The 17,521-nt window shown below is 57.6% G+C and carries 11 protein-coding genes; 2 read left to right on the top strand and 9 right to left on the bottom strand.

Translation table 11 applies throughout. The features are described from left to right. Positions 1 to 124: 124 nt before the first annotated feature. From pgl to edd, 5 genes are read right to left on the bottom strand one after another with little or no spacing between them, the layout of a single operon-like run. A complete protein-coding gene (pgl, locus tag G8764_RS08745) occupies positions 125 to 823 on the bottom strand; it encodes a 6-phosphogluconolactonase (protein WP_166164240.1) in 699 nt (232 codons plus the stop codon). Next, positions 816 to 2,267, bottom strand: coding sequence for a glucose-6-phosphate dehydrogenase (gene zwf / locus G8764_RS08740; RefSeq protein ID WP_166164238.1), 1,452 nt, complete (start codon positions 2,265 to 2,267; stop codon positions 816 to 818). The genes pgl and zwf overlap by 8 nt, the downstream gene beginning before the upstream one ends. Before the next feature lie 15 nt (positions 2,268 to 2,282). After that, on the bottom strand, positions 2,283 to 2,930 hold the full coding sequence (locus G8764_RS08735) for a bifunctional 4-hydroxy-2-oxoglutarate aldolase/2-dehydro-3-deoxy-phosphogluconate aldolase (RefSeq protein ID WP_166164236.1): 648 nt from the start codon (positions 2,928 to 2,930) through the stop codon (positions 2,283 to 2,285). Then, positions 2,931 to 3,911 carry a glucokinase gene (gene glk, locus G8764_RS08730; protein ID WP_166164234.1) on the bottom strand — a complete coding sequence of 327 codons (981 nt, stop codon included), beginning with the start codon at positions 3,909 to 3,911 and terminating at the stop codon, positions 2,931 to 2,933. 3 nt (positions 3,912 to 3,914) lie between these two features. Further along, positions 3,915 to 5,744, bottom strand: coding sequence for a phosphogluconate dehydratase (edd, locus tag G8764_RS08725; RefSeq protein ID WP_166164232.1), 1,830 nt, complete (start codon positions 5,742 to 5,744; stop codon positions 3,915 to 3,917). 300 nt (positions 5,745 to 6,044) lie between these two features. Here edd and G8764_RS08720 point away from each other — a divergent pair, with 300 nt between their 5' ends. Further along, positions 6,045 to 7,079 carry a LacI family DNA-binding transcriptional regulator gene (locus G8764_RS08720; protein ID WP_166164230.1) on the top strand — a complete coding sequence of 345 codons (1,035 nt, stop codon included), beginning with the start codon at positions 6,045 to 6,047 and terminating at the stop codon, positions 7,077 to 7,079. Positions 7,080 to 7,155: 76 nt separating this feature from the next. On the opposite strand, the gene G8764_RS08715 is transcribed toward G8764_RS08720, so the two are convergent. Continuing rightward, positions 7,156 to 7,422, bottom strand: a complete 267-nt coding sequence (locus G8764_RS08715; protein ID WP_166164228.1) for a SemiSWEET transporter — start codon at positions 7,420 to 7,422, stop codon at positions 7,156 to 7,158. A 427-nt stretch (positions 7,423 to 7,849) separates the two neighbouring features. Between G8764_RS08715 and G8764_RS08710 the strand changes: the two genes are divergently transcribed. Next, positions 7,850 to 11,098 carry a phosphorylase b kinase regulatory subunit alpha/beta gene (locus G8764_RS08710; protein ID WP_166164226.1) on the top strand — a complete coding sequence of 1,083 codons (3,249 nt, stop codon included), beginning with the start codon at positions 7,850 to 7,852 and terminating at the stop codon, positions 11,096 to 11,098. Between the two features lie 156 nt (positions 11,099 to 11,254). Here the strand turns inward: G8764_RS08710 and G8764_RS08705 are convergent, their stop codons facing one another. The 3 genes from G8764_RS08705 to G8764_RS08695 all read right to left on the bottom strand — a co-directional run bounded on the left by G8764_RS08705 (position 11,255) and on the right by G8764_RS08695 (position 17,436). Next, positions 11,255 to 12,919: a glycoside hydrolase family 13 protein gene (locus G8764_RS08705; protein ID WP_166164224.1), complete on the bottom strand. Its 1,665-nt coding sequence runs from the start codon at positions 12,917 to 12,919 to the stop codon at positions 11,255 to 11,257. A gap of 948 nt (positions 12,920 to 13,867) precedes the next feature. Then, positions 13,868 to 16,534: a glucosidase family protein gene (locus tag G8764_RS08700; RefSeq protein WP_166164222.1), complete on the bottom strand. Its 2,667-nt coding sequence runs from the start codon at positions 16,532 to 16,534 to the stop codon at positions 13,868 to 13,870. Beyond that, positions 16,531 to 17,436 (bottom strand): aldo/keto reductase, encoded by a 906-nt coding sequence (locus G8764_RS08695; protein ID WP_166164220.1) that lies wholly within the window; start codon positions 17,434 to 17,436, stop codon positions 16,531 to 16,533. Before G8764_RS08695 ends, G8764_RS08700 begins: the two co-directional genes overlap by 4 nt. Positions 17,437 to 17,521 lie beyond the last annotated feature (85 nt).

The following is a 17,521-nucleotide window of genomic DNA, read 5'->3' as shown; positions in this document are numbered from 1 at the left end:
AGGTGCACCGCCGTTTGCAGCACAAGCTGCAGCCGGTCGAAACACCTGCCTGACAGGCGCAAAGCTCTACCACCAATTGACGCCAGCATAGGCTCGCGCAAACCGGGAAAAACACACCAGAGAACTACTCAGCCCAAAAAACCGATACCGGCGTGCGCTGCTGCTGCAGAACCGCACTGATGGGTAATTGCGCCTGATCTTTCACCCGCAACGCTCGCTCCAGCACCGCTTTTTTATCGGCCCCGGCGATATGCACAACAATCTCTGCCGCATCGAGCAGGCGCGGCAGCGTCATGCTCATGCGTTGGTGCGGTGCGGTGGTCGGCTGAACCGCCACACAAGTGCGGCCGGATTTCATATCCAGCCCCTGTGGCAGTTCCTGTGAACAGGGAAACAGCGACGCGGTGTGGCCATCTCCACCCATACCCAGAATAACCAGGTCAAACTTTCCCAATGGCGCCAGATCCCGTTCGCACTGCTCCACTCCGGCCTCGGCATTAACTGCCGAATTTTTCAGCGCCACAAAGCTGGCCGCGGCGGCCTTGTTCAGCAACAGCTTTTCCTGCACCAGGCGCTGATTGCTATCGGCGTGATCGGCCTCCACCCAGCGCTCATCGGCAAGGGTGATGGTCACGTATTGCCAGGGCAAATCCTGCTGCGACAGCAACTGGAAAAAATTCAATGGTGTGGAACCGCCGGACACCACCAGGCTGGCCTTGCCCCGTGCGTCGACAGCATTAGTTAAAATGGCCGCGACTTCACTGGCCAACTGCTGGTCCAGCGCAGCTCGGGAATCAAATTCCCGCACCAGTAAATCACTCATGCCAACTCCTGCCGTCGCGCTCGATCAACAAGTCGGCCTTGGTCGGCCCCCAGGAACCGGCGTGGTAACTTTTCACTTCCAGCGCCTGCTCATTCCAGGCCTTGATCAGGGCATCGCACCAGCGCCAGGACTCTTCCACTTCTTCGCGGCCGACAAACAGTGACTGGTCGCCTTTGATGGCATCCAGGAACAGTCGTTCATAGGCGTCGGGAATGCGGTCATTGCCAGAGGTGCCGAGAAAGTCCAGGTTCAGGTTCTGTTTTACCAGTGCCATCTTGTCTTTCAAGCTGTGCAGCTTGGACGACATCTGCATTTCAATACCTTCGTTAGGCTGCAGGCGAATCACCAGGCGATTGGGAATATTCTCACCGGAAGAAAAAATGTTGTGCGGCAGACTCTTGAAGGTAATAACGATTTCAGTAATTTTTTCATGCATGCGCTTGCCGGTGCGCAGGTAAAACGGTACCCCTGCCCAGCGCCAGTTGTCCACATGGGCCTTGATGGCAACAAAGGTTTCCGTGTCACTGCGGGTGTGCTCGCAACCCTCTTCACCGAGGTAGCCAGGTACTGCCTGGCCGCGATACCAGCCGTCCGAGTATTGACCGCGCACCGCGTGTTCCGCCACGCTGGAGCTATCGATGGTGCGCAGTGCCCGCAGTATTTTCACTTTTTCGTCGCGAATGCCATCTGCAGTCATTGAGTTTGGCGGCTCCATCGCCACCAGGCACAACAACTGCATCAAGTGGTTTTGCACCATGTCCCGCAGCTGACCGACCTTGTCGTAATAGGACCAGCGCCCTTCAATACCCACAGTTTCCGCCACGGTGATCTGCACGTGGTCGATGGAACTCTGGTCCCACTGGGTGTTGATAAAGCGGTTGGCAAAACGCAGCACCAGCAGGTTCTGCACAGTTTCCTTGCCGAGGTAGTGGTCGATGCGGTAGATATTTTCTTCCTGGAAATAATTCGCCACGGTCTGGTTGACCTCGATACAGCTCTGCAGGTCGTGACCGATGGGTTTTTCCAGCACGATACGGCTGCTCTTGGTCAGGCAACCGCTGTTGCCGAGGTGCTCACAGATATTGTCAAACAGTTGCGGTGGCGTCGCCAGGTAAAAGATGCTGGTGCGCTGCTCATCGAGCACGTCCGCGAGAGAGGCATAGGAATCCGCCTCGGCAAAATTCATACTCAGGTATAAAAAGCGTTTGGCAAAACTATCCCAGTGCTTTTCAGTCCAGCGTTTGCTATTCACATAGGAGGCCATCTTGGGCTTGATTTCCTCCAGGAAAGCCTCGGTGGTCAGATCTTCTCGAGCCAGGGCGACGATACGCAGCTCGTTGTCCAGCAGCCCGCAATAGTGCAGGTGATACAGTGCTGGAAACAACTTGCGGGCCGAGAGATCCCCCTTGGCCCCGAATAAAACCAGGTCAGTATTTTTGTTCATGTTGGGCTCCGCCAATCAAGTCGCTGATCTGATGCTGGCAACTTTTTCCGTTGCCTCTTTCGCCAACCGGGTTATTCCAGCCCAGTCGCCAGCGTTGATCAGGTTATCGGGCGTCAGCCAGGAGCCACCGACACTGAGCACCGAAGATACAGCCAGGTAATCGGCGATATTGTTCAGGCCGATGCCGCCGGTCGGGCAAAAGCGGATATCCGGGAAGGGGCCACTAAAAGCTTTCAAGGTCTTGGCCCCACCTGCAGCTTCCGCCGGGAAAAACTTGAGCGTATCCAGGCCGTGCTCCATGCAGCGCATCAAATCACTGATGGTAGCAATACCAGGCAGGAAGGTAACACCACACTTCATGCCAGCGCGCAACAGGTTGTCGGTCAAGCCGGGGGTAATGATAAACTCGCTACCCGCTTCCACGGCATTGTCCAGGTCGCGCTCATTGACGATCGTACCGGCACCGACCACGGCGCCCTCTACTTCCTGCTTCATCAGGCGGATGGCCTCCAGCCCCTGGGGTGTACGCAGGGTCACTTCCAGCACCGGAATGCCGCCAGCAACCAGGGCTTTGGCCAGGGGTACCGCGTCCTTGATGTCGCGAATGGTAATCACAGGTACCACAGGTGCCAGCTTCAATATTTCCCGAGAAGTTCTGCTCATTTATAGCTCCGATATGCTTAGTTTTTTAACCGCACCGGCAAGACCAAGATCATCTTTGGTGATTACCCGGGTTGGTATTGTGGTCAGGTAGGAGCGAAAACGCCCCTTGTTCTCAAATCCGTGGCGGAAGTCGCTGGCTTCCAGAAAGTCGATAAAGCGCGGCACGATGCCGCCGGCGATATAAACGCCGCCCTTGGCACCCAGGGTCAGGGCCAGGTTACCCGCCACGGCGCCGAGTGTCCGGCAAAACATTTGCAAGGATTTCAATGCCAGGGTATCAACCCCTTCCAAGGCCGCCGCGGTAACTTCGGCCGGTGCCTGGAGCACCGGCGACTGGTTGGCCAGCTGCGCCAGGGCCTGGTAGATATTGAGTATGCCCGCCCCGGACAACAGACGCTCGGCGGAAACCCGGCCAAAGCGCCGGTTAAGGATTTCAAACACCGCAATTTCCTGGGCGTCGGTGGGGGCGAAATCCACGTGCCCGCCCTCACCTTCGATAACCTTGTAGCCGGTGCCAATAGGCACCAGGGTACACACACCAAGGCCGGTGCCGGGCCCGAGAATAGCGATGGGACGACCGGTAACCGGCGCGCCGCCACCTATCTGGTGCCAATCCTTCGGTTTCAAGGCGGTGACCGCGTGGCCCACCGCGACGAAGTCATTCACCAGGCTCAACCTGGCCGAGTTCAACTGCTCGGACACCTTGTGTCGATCGATGGTCCAGGGGCTGTTGGTAAACTGGACCACATCGCTTTCCACCGCGCAAGCAACCGCGAAACAAGCGGCCCGGGGCAGCGCTTCCCAGCCACCCATTTCCTTGACGTCATTGAGGAAGTGATTGAGGGCATCGCTGAATTCGGCATGCTCGGACACCGAATAACGCCGGGTCTCCTGCAGCTTGCTGCTGGCGTAATCCTCCACTCCAAAGCGCGCATTAGTGCCGCCAATATCAGCGACCAGGTTCCAGGGCTGAACACTCATGCTTCAAGCCTCGTCGTAGTCGAACAGAACGGTTGCGCCCTGCTCAGCGGAAGAGACGATACGGCGGAAGTTGGTAAACAATTCACGGCCGACGCCATGGCTGCTCTGCTCTTCTGGTTGTGCTGCCGGCCTGGCCGCCAATTCCTCGGCGCTGACCCGACACTCCAGCGTGCCCTTGTTACCGTCCAGCACAATCCAGTCACCGTCTTGCACCTTGTTGAGAATGCCACCCGCGGCGGCCTCCGGCGATACATGAATTGCCGCCGGCACCTTGCCCGAAGCGCCGGACATGCGGCCATCGGTCACCAGGGCGACCTTAAAACCACGATCCTGCAGCACACCCAGCAGTGGTGTCAACTTGTGCAGCTCTGGCATACCGTTGGCCTTTGGTCCCTGGAAGCGGACGATTACGACACAATCCTTGTTGAGCTCACCGGAATCAAATTTCTCCTGCAGTGAATGCTGGCTGGCAAGCACCACAGCCGGACCTTCAATCACCCGGTGCTCTTCCGCCACCGCGGAAATCTTGATCACCCCGCGTCCGAGGTTGCCCTGCAGCAGGCGCAAGCCCCCTTCTTTATCAAACGGCTTCTCCACCTGGGCAATAACATCCGGGGCGAGACTCTCTTTCACACCCGTTTTCCAGACCAGCTTGTCGTCTTGCAGGGTGGGCTCAACGGTGAAGTCGGCCATGCTCTTGCCCCACACGGTGCGGGCGTCGGCGTGCATCAAACCGGCGCTCATCAGCTCCTGGAATAAATAGGAGGTACCGCCGGCCGCGTGGAAATGGTTGATGTCAGCCTGGCCGTTGGGATAGACCCTGGCCAGCAGCGGTACTGCGCCAGACAGGGTATTGAAGTCGGTCCAGTTAATCAGCACGCCGGCTGCCCGGGCGATAGTCACCAGGTGAATGGCGTGATTGGTAGAACCACCGGACGCCAACAGGGCCACGATACCGTTCACGACCGAGCGCTCATCGACCACTTCACCCAGTGGCCGCGGATCGCCAGATTGACGGGTAATACGGGTAATGTGCTGGGCGGCCTCTTTGGTGAGCGCCTCGCGCAAGGGGGTATCCGGGTTGACAAAGGAGCCGCCGGGCAGCTGCAAGCCCATAGCTTCCATCAGCATCTGGTTGCTGTTGGCGGTGCCGTAGAAGGTACAGGTACCGGCGCTGTGATAGGAGGCCGATTCGGCTTCCAGCAATTCCTCGCGACCCACCTTGCCCTCAGCATAGAGCTGGCGAATGCGGTGCTTTTCCTTGTTGGACATACCGGTAGCCATGGGCCCGGCCGGCACAAACATCACCGGTACATGACCAAAGCGCAGGGCTCCGATCAGCAGCCCTGGTACGATCTTGTCGCAGATCCCCAGGCACAAGACCCCGTCGAACATCTGGTGGGACAGGGAAATGGCAGTGGCCTGGGCGATGGCATCGCGGCTGAACAAGCTCAGCTCCATACCCGGCATGCCCTGGGTGACGCCGTCACACATGGCCGGCACACCACCCGCCACCTGGGCGGTACAACCCATTTCCCGCACATAGGCTTTGATCTTGTCCGGGTAATCGGCATAGGGCTGGTGGGCGGACAACATATCGTTGTAGGCCGTGACAATGCCGATATTGGAAGCGTTCAGCATGCGAATACGGCCCTTGTCCGTTTCATCGCAGGCGGCAAAGCCGTGTGCCAGGTTGCCGCAACTGAGTTGCTGGCGCTCCGGCTGTTGCTTTTGATTGGCACTTATCTGATCCAGGTAATCGCCTCGGGCAGCCTTGCTGCGGGCAATTATCTCTGCTGTCACCTGCTCCAACGTGCTATTGAGATTGCTCATGCCTTGTATCGTCCTCCAACAAATGTAATTATATTACGCATATTGCATCAACCCGAAGCTCAAATCCACATTTTGTGTAATTAAATTACATGCATACGTTTTCATGGACAAGTCGTCTTTTAAGGGCTGAATTCAGCCCGAACCAGACCTGCAGATCGATGATTGATAAATTGAACCCCCCTGTCGCGACAGCTTACACCAATACTATGCAACCGGTAACCATTGGTGTTATAACCAATCCCAAATTAGTAAATCCCAAAGAAAGCCGATAACAATTACACTTCTCTGGAGGCAACCCTTTTGAAAGAGCGCAGAGCCACATCCCTGGATATTGCCTACCGCGCTGGCGTGTCGCAGTCCACAGTCTCCCGGGCGTTAAGAAACAGCCCCCTGGTGACCCCCGAAACCCGGCAAAAAATTCAGGAGATTGCCCGCGAGCTGAACTACCGGGTCGACAAGAACGCCGCCGGACTGCGCTCGCAATCCTCGAAAACCCTGGCCCTGCTGCTGTTCGAAGACCCCACCACCGACGACTCCCATATCAACCCGTTTTTCCTGTCGCTGCTGGGCAGCATAACCCGCTTCTCTTCCGGCCACGGCTACGACCTGCTGCTCTCGTTCCAGCAGTTCAGCGAAGACTGGCACATTGATTACGAAGTCTCCAGCCGCGCTGATGGCATTATCCTGCTCGGTTATGGCGACTATATGACCTATAGGGAGAAGCTGGAACAGCTGGATAATGCCGGCGCCCGTTTTATTATCTGGGGCCCCAAAGAAGAGGGGCAGCCGGGGCTGTCCCTGAGTTGCGACAATTTTGCTGGCGGTCGCGCCGGCGCCGAGCACCTTATTCAACTGGGCCACAGGCAGATCGCCTTTATCGGTGGCAACACCCAGCGCAGCCCGGAATTTATGCTGCGCTACCAGGGCCACATGGAGGCACTGCGCGAGGCGGGCATCGAGCCTGAGCCCGGCCTGCAACACGAGGCCTACAATTTCGAAGAGGAAGGCTGTGAAGGAGTGCATAAGCTGCTCCGCTCCGGAAAAAAATTCACTGCCATTCAGTGTGCCAGCGACTTGATTGCGATCGGCGCCATTCGCGCCCTGCGGGAACACCAGCTGGAAGTCCCGCGCGACATTTCGGTACTGGGCTTTGATGATATCCCCGCCGCGTCCTATATGTATCCGCCTTTAACCACGGTGCACCAGGATACCCATCGCTCTGGCGAACTGCTGGTGGCAAAGCTGATCCAGTTGATCGAGGGTGAGACCGTGCAGTCCGAACTTGTCACCCCCCGCCTGGTGGAACGGCAATCCTGCGCCCCACTGGCAAAATAATCAACCGTCAAAAGAGGTTAACCCCCGGCGCGCAGCCAATGCAGTGTTTATCGCGGGGGCACTGACCGGGTCGCGATCAACCATAACGCAACTTCAAACGCAAAATGGTGCCCGCCAGCAACAGGGTAAAGAAATTCCACATCAGCAGCGGCAGGCTGGATATCAGTACACCATAGATGATCCACAGCGTCACGCCGGTAACAAAAACCACATACATCATCAGTGAAATGGAGGTGGTGTTGCGCGTCTTGATAACCTGCAACGCCTGGGGCAGAAAGCTCAGGGTGGTACAAAAGCCGGCCACCAGGCCAACCATTTCCAACATTAAAGTATTGGACAACATCGACTTCAGCCTCCGTGAGCGAAATCAAGGGAGACCATTTTGAAAATGGTCGTGATTAAGTATTTGCCAGGGAAATCTGGCGGAAGTTTAGCGAACCGGGGCTCTTCATGATTAACGGGCTGGCAAGTTCCAGACGCCCCTGGCGGACATTCGGAAAACAGTGCCGAAAGCCAGGTATTTACCCGACCGGGAGCCCTGAGATTAAACCCACAGGAGCACGCTGTAGAAACCAGCTTCGCCCTCCCGGCCGGGTTTGATCCCAGGCTACTGGAGAGCGCAACTGAAGCTCGCGTATTAGATCATTATCTGCGCAAACAAGAACAGCTGCTGAATACGTATTCAGCAACGAACCATTGCACAGCGCCGGGGAAATTCGCACCATCGGCGCATCCGGTGGCGATGCCACCCGTTTGTGAGGAGTCTATTTATGGACCGCAAAGCAATACAGCAGGCCCCGCAGAAGCAACAGCGACAGCTGGGCCTGGACCGCTACTACCGCGACGTACAGTCAATTATCCTGACCCGGCAAAACCCCATCACCGGCTTGCTACCCGCCAGCACCGCAGTCACAGTCCACGGCGACTACACCGATGCCTGGGTGCGTGACAACGTCTACAGTATTCTCGCCCCCTGGGGCCTGGCCATCGCCTACCGCCGGGCGGAGTGCGATAGCGGCCGCGCCTACGCGTTGGAGCAGAGCGTGGTCAAGCTCATGCGCGGCCTGCTCATCTGCATGATGAAGCAGAGCGACAAGGTCGAAGCTTTCAAGCACACCCTCAACCCCATGGATGCGCTGCACGCCAAGTACAATACCCAGACCGGCGACCCGGTGGTTGGCGACGATGAATGGGGCCACCTGCAACTGGATGCCACCTCGATCTTCCTGTTGATGCTGGCCCAAATGACCGCCAGCGGCCTGCGCATTATTTTTAACCAGGAGGAGGTCAACTTCGTCCAGAACCTGGTGCACTATATCAGCCGCGCCTACCTGACCCCGGATTTTGGCCTGTGGGAACGCGGCGCCAAGAGCAACGAGGGCAACGCCGAGATCAACGCCAGCTCCGTAGGCATGGCCAAGGCAGCCCTGGAAGCCATGCGCGGCTTCGACCTGTACGGCACTGAAGGTAACGAAAGCTCGGTGATTCACGTGGTTGAAGATGACATCGCCAACGCCCGGGACACCCTCGAGGCACTTTTACCGAGGGAGTCGGCGTCCAAAGAGATTGACGCCGCCCTGCTCAGCATCATCGGCTTCCCCGCTTACGCCGTCGAAAACGAAGCACTGGTCAACCGCACCCGCCAGGAAATCGTCGACAAGTTGCAGGGCCGCTATGGCTGCAAGCGATTTCTGCGGGATGGGCACCAGACTGTGGTGGAAGACCACGAGCGCCTCTACTATAAAACCGGTGAGCTGCAGGCGTTTGAAGATATCGAGTCGGAATGGCCGTTGTTCTTCACCTACCTGCTACTCGACGGGCAAATGCGCATGGACGAGCAGCAAGCGAATTTCTACCAGCAGGCGCTGGAGCCGCTGTTCGTGGAGCAGGACGGGCAGAAACTGTTGCCCGAACTCTACTATGTGGCAGCGGAACATATTGAGGCCGAAAAAGCCGCACCGCACTCGCAACCGCGACTCGCCAACGAAAACGTACCACTGGTATGGGCCCAGAGCCTGAGCATTCTCAGTTCACTGCTGCAGGAAAAATACCTCTACCCCTCTGACATCGACCCGTTGGACCGGCGCTGGCAGCAGGAACAGCCGCACAAAAACCGTTTGCTGGTCACCCTGCTGGCAGAGAACAGCGAAGTCAGGGCGATGCTGCACGAACTCGGCATTGCCTCGCAAACCCCCCAGCAAATCGCCCCCATCCAGGTCGCCAGTTCCTCGGCGCTGGCGCGCGCATTTACCGGCGTGGGCAGCGATGACAAACTGTCGCTGTCCGGGCGACCGCTGCGGCAACTGGATACCCTGACCACCTCCCAGATCTATACCCTGCGCGGTGAACAAGTTATCTTCCTGCCACCGTTTATTCACACCCGGCACTCCTACTTTCAACTGGACAACTATTTCCTGGTGGAACAAATCCGGGCCGAACTGGGGCATATCCAGCGCAACTGGCGCAAACCCGGCCGACCGCTGTTGAGCTTTATGATCACCCGGGCCATGTTATCGTCGCCGGGCCATGAATTGCTCACCGCCCTGCTGCAGGAATTGCAGGCCGGCGACTGTAACGGTGTCTCCACCCGTGTGGCCCGGATCACCGAACACCTGCCCACCGCGAGCCGGGAAAACATCGATTACCTGCACGATTTTGCCATTCAGCAAAATGAGTTTGCCAAGCCGGAGCCATTGCAAGGCGTACTTAAAAACAGCCGTGCTGCGGCGCAGCGGGTGCCTGCATCACTGATCAACCTATGGAGCAAGAGCAGTGACGAGGAGTTGCTGCAGCAGTTGCAACTCAGCACCAACGCCTACGCCCAGGTTGAATTGATCAGCATTCTCTGGGAGCGACTGGACAGTAAAACCAGCACTGCCGCTGGCCGCAACTTGCGGGACCTGGCGGAGGAACTCTACCACCAGGCCGCCCAGTGGCGCCTGTGGGGTGTGATGCGACGGACCGCAGCCCTGCTCGGCTGGTACGACGAACGACTCCAGGATGAACTCGCCAGGCTGGTCATTCGCGGCATAAGGGTGGCGGTTGGCCGCTCATTCAGTGACGAGGTGCTGATCGTCAGGCCGCTGGGCAACGCCGAAATCATGGAGCGCATCAACACCTACGGCGGCGACGACCTCCGCGGCCGACTGTTGCTGCAAGAGCTGGTGCTGCTGCTCGGCAAGCTGGTCAAGGTCGATCCGGCGGCCTTCAAAAACACCTATACCCTGCAGTGCTGGCACCTGTTGCTGTTGCTGAATGGCGAATTGGCCTGGGAGCGAGGCATTACCGAGGATGAGGCCTTTGAAGAACTGCTGGAACTCAACCCGCAAAACCTTATGCAGCGCCTGCACCAGTTGCTCACCAATACCGGTGATAGCCTCAACCACTTGGCCAGTATCGAATCCTTGCAGGTCGCCCTGCAGGACAGCGACATGGTCAGGATCAAATTTACCCCCGACTACAACCCGCAGTTGGAGTCCGGCGCCACTGGGGAACAAACCGATATTGACTGGGCTGGCTGGCGCAAGGCCCACGGCGGCGTTATTCGCCTGAGCGAAGCGTTTTGCGCCCAGGTGTGGGAAGGGTTTGGCCAGTGCGCCGGCATCGTAATTGGCGATCGCCTCAGCGCCCAGAACCGCCTGGAAAGTAAAATCATCCGCGCCGACATGACCCCGGGTGAAAAGAACTTCGCCCTCCTGATCGAGGACAAGCTGAATCACATCCACGCCCCGGAATATCGCCAACTGGTTTTGGAAGCGCTGCAGGTGGTCGCTGCTATCTTGCGGGCCAACCCCTCCCTCAAACTCGACAGCTATATCGTACTCGATGTCCTGATTGGTTACGCAGTGCGCATTCACAGCGAGAATAATTCTGCTGTCGCTACAGCGGCAAGCGGCAAATCCAACGCCGACGCCTGGTCACTGTTTTTTGCAACGCCGCCCTACGAGGTTGCCAACGCCATCGTCGCGGCCTTTGACCACCTGGTCAAAGAGGCGACACCCGCAGAAGCCAGTGTTTAAGTGAGCCGCAGAAGCTGCTGGTCGCCGCCTTAACCGCGCTGCCGCCCGGACAATATCCCGGTCCGGGCGGCAGCGCGGTCAACAGGCTACAGTAGCGCTGAACCTATCGCTGGCATACCCGCAGTGGCAAACCCTTTCAACCTCCCAACTCGAACTCTATAAAGCGAAGATAATCGCCTGGTAAGGCTGCAGCACCAGCTTGCCCGCGACCGGTAGCGCCGCTGCCAGGTTGCTGATCAACAAACCCTGCGGCACCAGCTCATTCGGCAAATCAACGCTGGCCTCCGCATCGGAAAAATTCAACAACACCAGTACAGCTGCGTCGTCGAGCCGGCGGCTGTAGGCATATACCTGCTCGTGCTCCGGCAGCCACAACTGATAGCTGCCGTACACCAGCACCGGGTGATCCTTGCGCAACTGCACCAGGCGGCGAAAATAGTTCAGCGGGCTGGTCGCATGGTTTTCCTGCACCGCCACATTAATCTCGCTGTGATTGGGGTTGACCCGCAACCAGGGTGTGCCACTGCTAAAACCGGCGTTGGGCGAAGCGTCCCATTGCATCGGGGTACGGGAATTGTCCCGCGACAGGTGTTTCAACTGCGCCATAAAGGTGTCCATATCGACCCCGTCCTTGAGCGCTTTTTTATGGCTGTTCCGCGCGGCGATGTCCTGGAAGTCGGCAATACCCTCAAACTCCGTATTGGTCATGCCCAGCTCATCGCCGTAGTAGACATAGGGCGTACCCCGCATACTGAGAACAAAAGTGTTGAGCAGGCTGGCCGACGCCGCGCGCAACGCCGGGCTGTCGTTACCGTATTTACTCACCATCCGCGGCACATCGTGGTTGGCCAGGTAGATCGCCAGCCAGCCCTTTTCCGCAAAAGCTTCCTCCCAGCGCGTGTAGACATCCCTGAATTCCGCCAGGGTGTAACCCGCCAGGCTGCTGCCCACATGCACGCCGTCAAAATGATAGGCCATATTCAATTCATTGCGCTCGGCGTCCACCAGCGCGTGGGCGTCAGCAAAGGTATTACCCGCACCTTCGGCTACGGTCATCAGGTCGTATTTGCTAAATACCTCGCGGTGCATTTCCTGCAAATAGTCGTGCACTTTGGGATCCATGGCCTGGTAGCTGATAACGTGTTTGATATCCTCTGCACAGCTCTCCGGCAACGGCGGAAACTCCGGGTCCTTGGCCACCAACTGGAAGGCATCGAGGCGAAAACCATCCACCCCCTTGGCCGCCCAAAAATTCATCAGTTTATAGACTTCGCGCCGCACTTCGGGGTTATCCCAATTCAGGTCCGGCTGTTTGACGGAGAAATAATGCAGGTAATAAGCGTCGGTGGTAGCGTCGTACTGCCAGGCATTGTTATCCTCATCAAAAAACGAGTATCGATAGTTAGGCTTGCCTTTCTCCGCCGGCCACCAGTGATAATAATCGCGATAGGGGTTATCCCGGGAGCTGCGCGACTGCACAAACCAGGGGTGCTCATCGCTGCTGTGGTTGACCACGATATCCATCACCAGCCGAATGCCACGCGCGTGCATGCCTTCCAACAGTTCATCGAAATCGGCCATGCTGCCAAAGTCGGGGTGAATGCCACAATAATCACTGACGTCGTAGCCGTTATCGTCGTTGGGCGACGGGTACACCGGCGTCAGCCACACCGTATCAACACCAAGGCTTTTGATGTAATCCAGCTTTTCAATAATACCCCGCAAGTCCCCTACCCCATCCCCATCGCTGTCTTTAAAACTGCGCGGATAAATCTGGTAGACGACGGCTTCTTTCCACCATTTTCTGTCGATATTGGGCATAGTTCCGGATACCTGTAATAAGTAATAAACAAGGAGTAAAAGGGTATTGGGCAAACTTTATCACAATCCAGTTGGGTTGCCGGGGTCACTTGCGATGAATTGCCCTTTTTAGGTATGGGTAGTCTGTACTTTCGAGATGTCGGTAGTCTGTACTTTCGAGATGTCGGTAGTCTGTACTTTTGAGATGTGGGTAATCTGTACTTTTGAGATGTGGGTAATCTGCCCGTCATCGGTGGGGGGAGCCCATTGCGGATCGGCCATATCCCCCCGACCACATTTGGCGGCTGCGAAACTCAACCATTTTTTGCGCATAAAGACGCGCAAAAAATTGGGATTCAGACAGTCCTTGCCGACTACCCCAAATGTGGTCGGGGGGATAAGCATGGCCTGATTGATCCGCAACGGGCTCCCCCCACCGCTGACTACATTGTGCTTTCTAAGAACAGTGTGATTTCACTTTCGACTTAAAGAACTGAAATCTGCTCAAGACCTGATTGTACGCCCGTCATGCCCACCAAAACCTGCAGAAGATCGAGATATTTGATTCTCACGAGGACCTCATTATCTTTATCTTTATTCTTTCTTTTTCCAGAATCTTGCTCGATGCCTGGTCAAGGCTCGGTGGGTGTGCCCTGCCAGACCAATCAGGTCGCGTTTAGGCTCTCCGCGCTTTTCGGGCTTTCGCGGACGGATGTTTGAGCGAAGCGCAGCGTAGCGAGTTTCCGGGAGCGCGAAAAGTGCGGTGAGCCTGCGGCCGGTCTGGCGGGGCATACCCACCGGGCCGCCGCGCTAATCCAGACTTTTACAAACCGGATACTTTCGCAAAGCGCCTAGCTAGCTGTTAACAAAGGCAGTGAGTACGAAAAGCGCGGAAAGCCTGCGGCCGGTCTGGCAGGGCACACCCACCGGGCCGCCGCGCTAATCCCGTTTTATTATTACCACACACGCCTACTCAACAACCGGTAACAATCGCACCCCGTAAATATCAAACGCATTGACCGGCCCGTTCAAACCACCGGCACCGCTGTTACCACTATAAGTCGCATTGCTCTGCAAATAACTCATATTGTAGAAATCTTTCAACTCCAACCGATAGCGCCCGGGCGCCAACTCAAGCTGCAGCGGCGTAGAGAAATTGGCCACCGCTGCCTCGGGGATCGTGTGCGGCAACTGGATCACGCCTGCCGCCAGCGGGCGATTATTGCTATCAAACACCTGCAGCCACTTCACCCCGCAGGTAATTCCGGTATTGATGCCATTCAGGGTATTGCGATACTTCAACTGAATCGCATAAGAGCCCGCCTGCTCAATACGGATATCGTTTACCGTAAACTGATCGTCGGGCTTGCCCCACTGCGGCAGCAGCAATCCATCAGCCGCTTGGCGCGGCGCGACACTGCTACTGATACGGGCATCGCCGACGCCGATTTCCATGCCCACCCGGGCACAAACCGGTTGGCTGTGGTGGGACTCCAGACCGGAAGACCTGAACACCGCTACCGCGGCGTAACAGGACTGGTAAGGATCGGGATGCGGATCCGTCCACGGCCCGGCGGCCAACTGGTCCGCCACCTGTTTGCCGTTGCGAAACAGGCGATAATAGACGCCACCCTTATTGCGCTCATCTGTGATGCTTACACGCAGCGGGCCCTTGCCGGCGGTAACACTGAGGTGTGGTTCGTAGGGGGCGTAGACCCGTTCGTCAAACTCGCGGGGGTCGGAGTTCACCCGGGTGATGGCGCTGGCACCGGCAACCACTTTACCCAGGGTGACCTGCAACTGATTGACATCCGCCAGTTGCTCCAGCGTGATGCGGTTGCCGATCAACTCGCCATTAAGGCGGATTTCATCGACCGCGTAATAACCTTCGCCAGCAGTGTGCAGCGGCAACTGCAACCGCACATCCAGGCGCTTGCCCTGCCAGTTCAGGTTCTGTAACTCAATCGCTGGACTGGCGCCGAGGTAATCCCGTAGCCAGGTGCTCACATACGGTGCGATGCGCAGGCCATCGGCGTCGGCGTTGAGGCCAACGATGCGGTTCACCACCATGCCCAGGTAGGCCGCCACGGACCACAATTGTCGCTTGGAGTTTATCACCGGGCCACTCAGGGCCGGGTCGCGGGAATCGTTAAACAGAGGCTCAGCGGACAGCCACTCCAGGTTCTCCATATTGGAGATATTCAGCGCCGCACCGCGCACCAGCGTCTCGATGGCGCTATTGGCCACCGCTACATTGGTCGTTGCCGCATTAGCACTTGCCGAATCGTCAACGCCGATAGCCGCCTGCAAACCAAAGGCGGTGACAAACGGCCAGATGGCGCGGTTGTGGTAAACGGGTATGCCCGGCTGCTGCGGAAAAATGACCGGCGCCCCCATGGGGCCGTGGGGATAGTTGGCGAGTATTTTTTGCCGCTGGCGGGCATCGGCAATTCCGCTGATAACGGCCAGGGACTGGCCCAGCCAGTCGTAGCGAGGCATAACCGCGTAGTCGAAATGCGCTGCGGTGAGGCTGCTGTAGAGCCCCGCCTCCTCGATCCACAACTCCCGGTTAATGGCGACCTTCAACTGCTGCGCCCAGCGTTGGTAGCGCACCGCCCTGCCGCTATCGGCGTTCTCTTTGGCCAGGCGCACGGCCAGTTGCAGCGCCTGGTAGTGACCAACATTGGTGGACAGAGCCTTGGCGGTCGCCATGCTGGCCAGCTGCCCGGGAATCCAGCTGGCGTAGCTCTGTTCGCGCCAGTCGAGAAAGGATTGCTCACCGCCGTACAAGCCGCTGGCGGGATCAAAGACCGCGAGGCGGTCATTGTCCAGCGTGTTGGCCAGCGCCGCTAGCGCCTGTTTGGCAAACTTCTGTCGCGCTGCCTCAGGCAGGCTATTGAGTGCCGCTTCGGCGCCATAGGCCCAGCTGACCCGGTCGCTGCTGATGGGCCAGCTCCCGCCGCTGCCCGTGTCCTGGATAATTTGCAGGCCATCGGCACTGCCGGCCACCGCAGCGGCTTTGCTCACCCCTGGGCGCAGGCTGGAGGTCTTGAACAGCAGTGAATTGCGCACCCGCTGCGGGTCGACAAACCCCAGCCCGAGCCAGGCCGCATAGGCCAGGTCCCGGGTCCAGACATAGTGCCATTTTGCCCCGGTCTCGAAACAGTCACAGGCAATAGCCTCGCCGCCATTGTAGGCCTCGTCCCTGATTTCACTGACCGAGTCCTGCTGCATTTCCTGCACCGCCAGGGCGAACAGGGCATCAAACGCCACGCTGCCGCTGCGCAGGCGCGGTTGGTCTGGGTATTCAGGGTAGCTTTCGGCCTGGGGCTGCTGGTCACGCAACGGCTGGCTAGTGCTGTGCCAATAGCTGCGCAGGTCGCCCTCCTCCCGCTCGACCCTGAAAGTGGCACTTTCCCTGCGTCCATCATAAGTGCTGAATGCAAGAATCTGTTGTTCAAATGCTGGCGCTACGATAGCTTGCTGCTCCTTGCCGTACTCTTGTTGGCGATTGTCTTGTTGACGACTATCTCGTTCACGGAAGTCCTGCTGACAGCCTGCACTCAATAATGCCAGCAGAGCAATACTCCAGCGGCAAATATTTTCAGTTTTCCATACAGCCGTAAACCGGTTCATGGCACTTCACTCCCATTGCGCGCCTCCAGCAAGCGATACCAATCCTCACGCCGGTAGTCGATGCCCAGGGCAGCGACAGATTCGGCAATTCTTGCGGGGGATGTGGTACCAATAATCGGGGCGATGCCGGCGGGATGGCGCAGGATCCACGCCAGCACGATCAACCAGGGTGCGGCGCCGTATTTCTGCGCCTGTGCCGCTAACTCTTCTTGCAAACGCAGGTCAGTATCAGCACCGAGGGCATGGGAGGCAGTGGGTAGAATACTGCCAGCCAGCGGGCTCCAGGCTTGCGGGGTAATCTTCAGTTGCTGGCATTGCTCCAGGGTGCCATCGTGCAGGGCGTTGAGATTGCTGAGATTGACTTCTACCTGGTGCACCAGCAACGGCATGGGCAACACCGAGTGCAATAATGCCACCTGTGCCGTGGTGAAATTGCTGACCCCAAAATGCCTGACCTTGCCACTGTTCTTCAGGCTAGCGAAGGCCTCGGCCACCTCACTGGCATCGAACAAATAATCCGGCCGGTGCAATAGCAGCATATCCAGGTAATCGCAGTCCAATCTCGAGAGGGAGACGTCCACCGAGTGCAGGATATGCTCCCGGGAAAAATCGTAGCGTTTGGGATAACCCGCTTGCGGAGAGTTCGCCAGGCGAATGCCACACTTGCTGGTGACGATGATTTTTTCTCGAGACATCCCGAGTTCGCGCCAAATCTTGCCGAAGGCAGTTTCGCAACTGCCGCCGCCGTAGATATCGGCGTGATCGAAATGGTTGTAACCTGCCGCCAGCGCCGCCTCCACCATCTTGCGGCTGGAGGCGTAATCCTTGCTGGTCAAACGCATACAGCCGTATACCAGCCTGGAACTACTGAGGTCGGATTGCCCGACGAATTGATATTTCATTATTTAGTTGCTCCGTTTGAGCTATAAAGCATCTCGGCAGCCGCAGAGCTTGCAAGGAATATGCTGGTAGTTGACTCATTCGCAA

Origin of the sequence: Pseudomaricurvus alcaniphilus, assembly GCF_011440395.1 — a bacterium.
Classification (GTDB): domain Bacteria; phylum Pseudomonadota; class Gammaproteobacteria; order Pseudomonadales; family Cellvibrionaceae; genus Pseudomaricurvus; species Pseudomaricurvus alcaniphilus.
This window is presented reverse-complemented; position numbering and strand designations above follow the sequence as displayed.

Coding starts and splice junctions, on each gene's coding strand:
- pgl (WP_166164240.1), bottom strand. CDS start 823: ATGAGTGATTTACTGGTGCGGGAATTTGATTCCCGAGCTGCGCTGGAC.
- zwf (WP_166164238.1), bottom strand. CDS start 2,267: ATGAACAAAAATACTGACCTGGTTTTATTCGGGGCCAAGGGGGATCTC.
- G8764_RS08735 (WP_166164236.1), bottom strand. CDS start 2,930: ATGAGCAGAACTTCTCGGGAAATATTGAAGCTGGCACCTGTGGTACCT.
- glk (WP_166164234.1), bottom strand. CDS start 3,911: ATGAGTGTTCAGCCCTGGAACCTGGTCGCTGATATTGGCGGCACTAAT.
- edd (WP_166164232.1), bottom strand. CDS start 5,744: ATGAGCAATCTCAATAGCACGTTGGAGCAGGTGACAGCAGAGATAATT.
- G8764_RS08715 (WP_166164228.1), bottom strand. CDS start 7,422: ATGTTGTCCAATACTTTAATGTTGGAAATGGTTGGCCTGGTGGCCGGC.
- G8764_RS08710 (WP_166164226.1), top strand. CDS start 7,850: ATGGACCGCAAAGCAATACAGCAGGCCCCGCAGAAGCAACAGCGACAG.
- G8764_RS08705 (WP_166164224.1), bottom strand. CDS start 12,919: ATGCCCAATATCGACAGAAAATGGTGGAAAGAAGCCGTCGTCTACCAG.
- G8764_RS08700 (WP_166164222.1), bottom strand. CDS start 16,534: ATGAACCGGTTTACGGCTGTATGGAAAACTGAAAATATTTGCCGCTGG.
- G8764_RS08695 (WP_166164220.1), bottom strand. CDS start 17,436: ATGAAATATCAATTCGTCGGGCAATCCGACCTCAGTAGTTCCAGGCTG.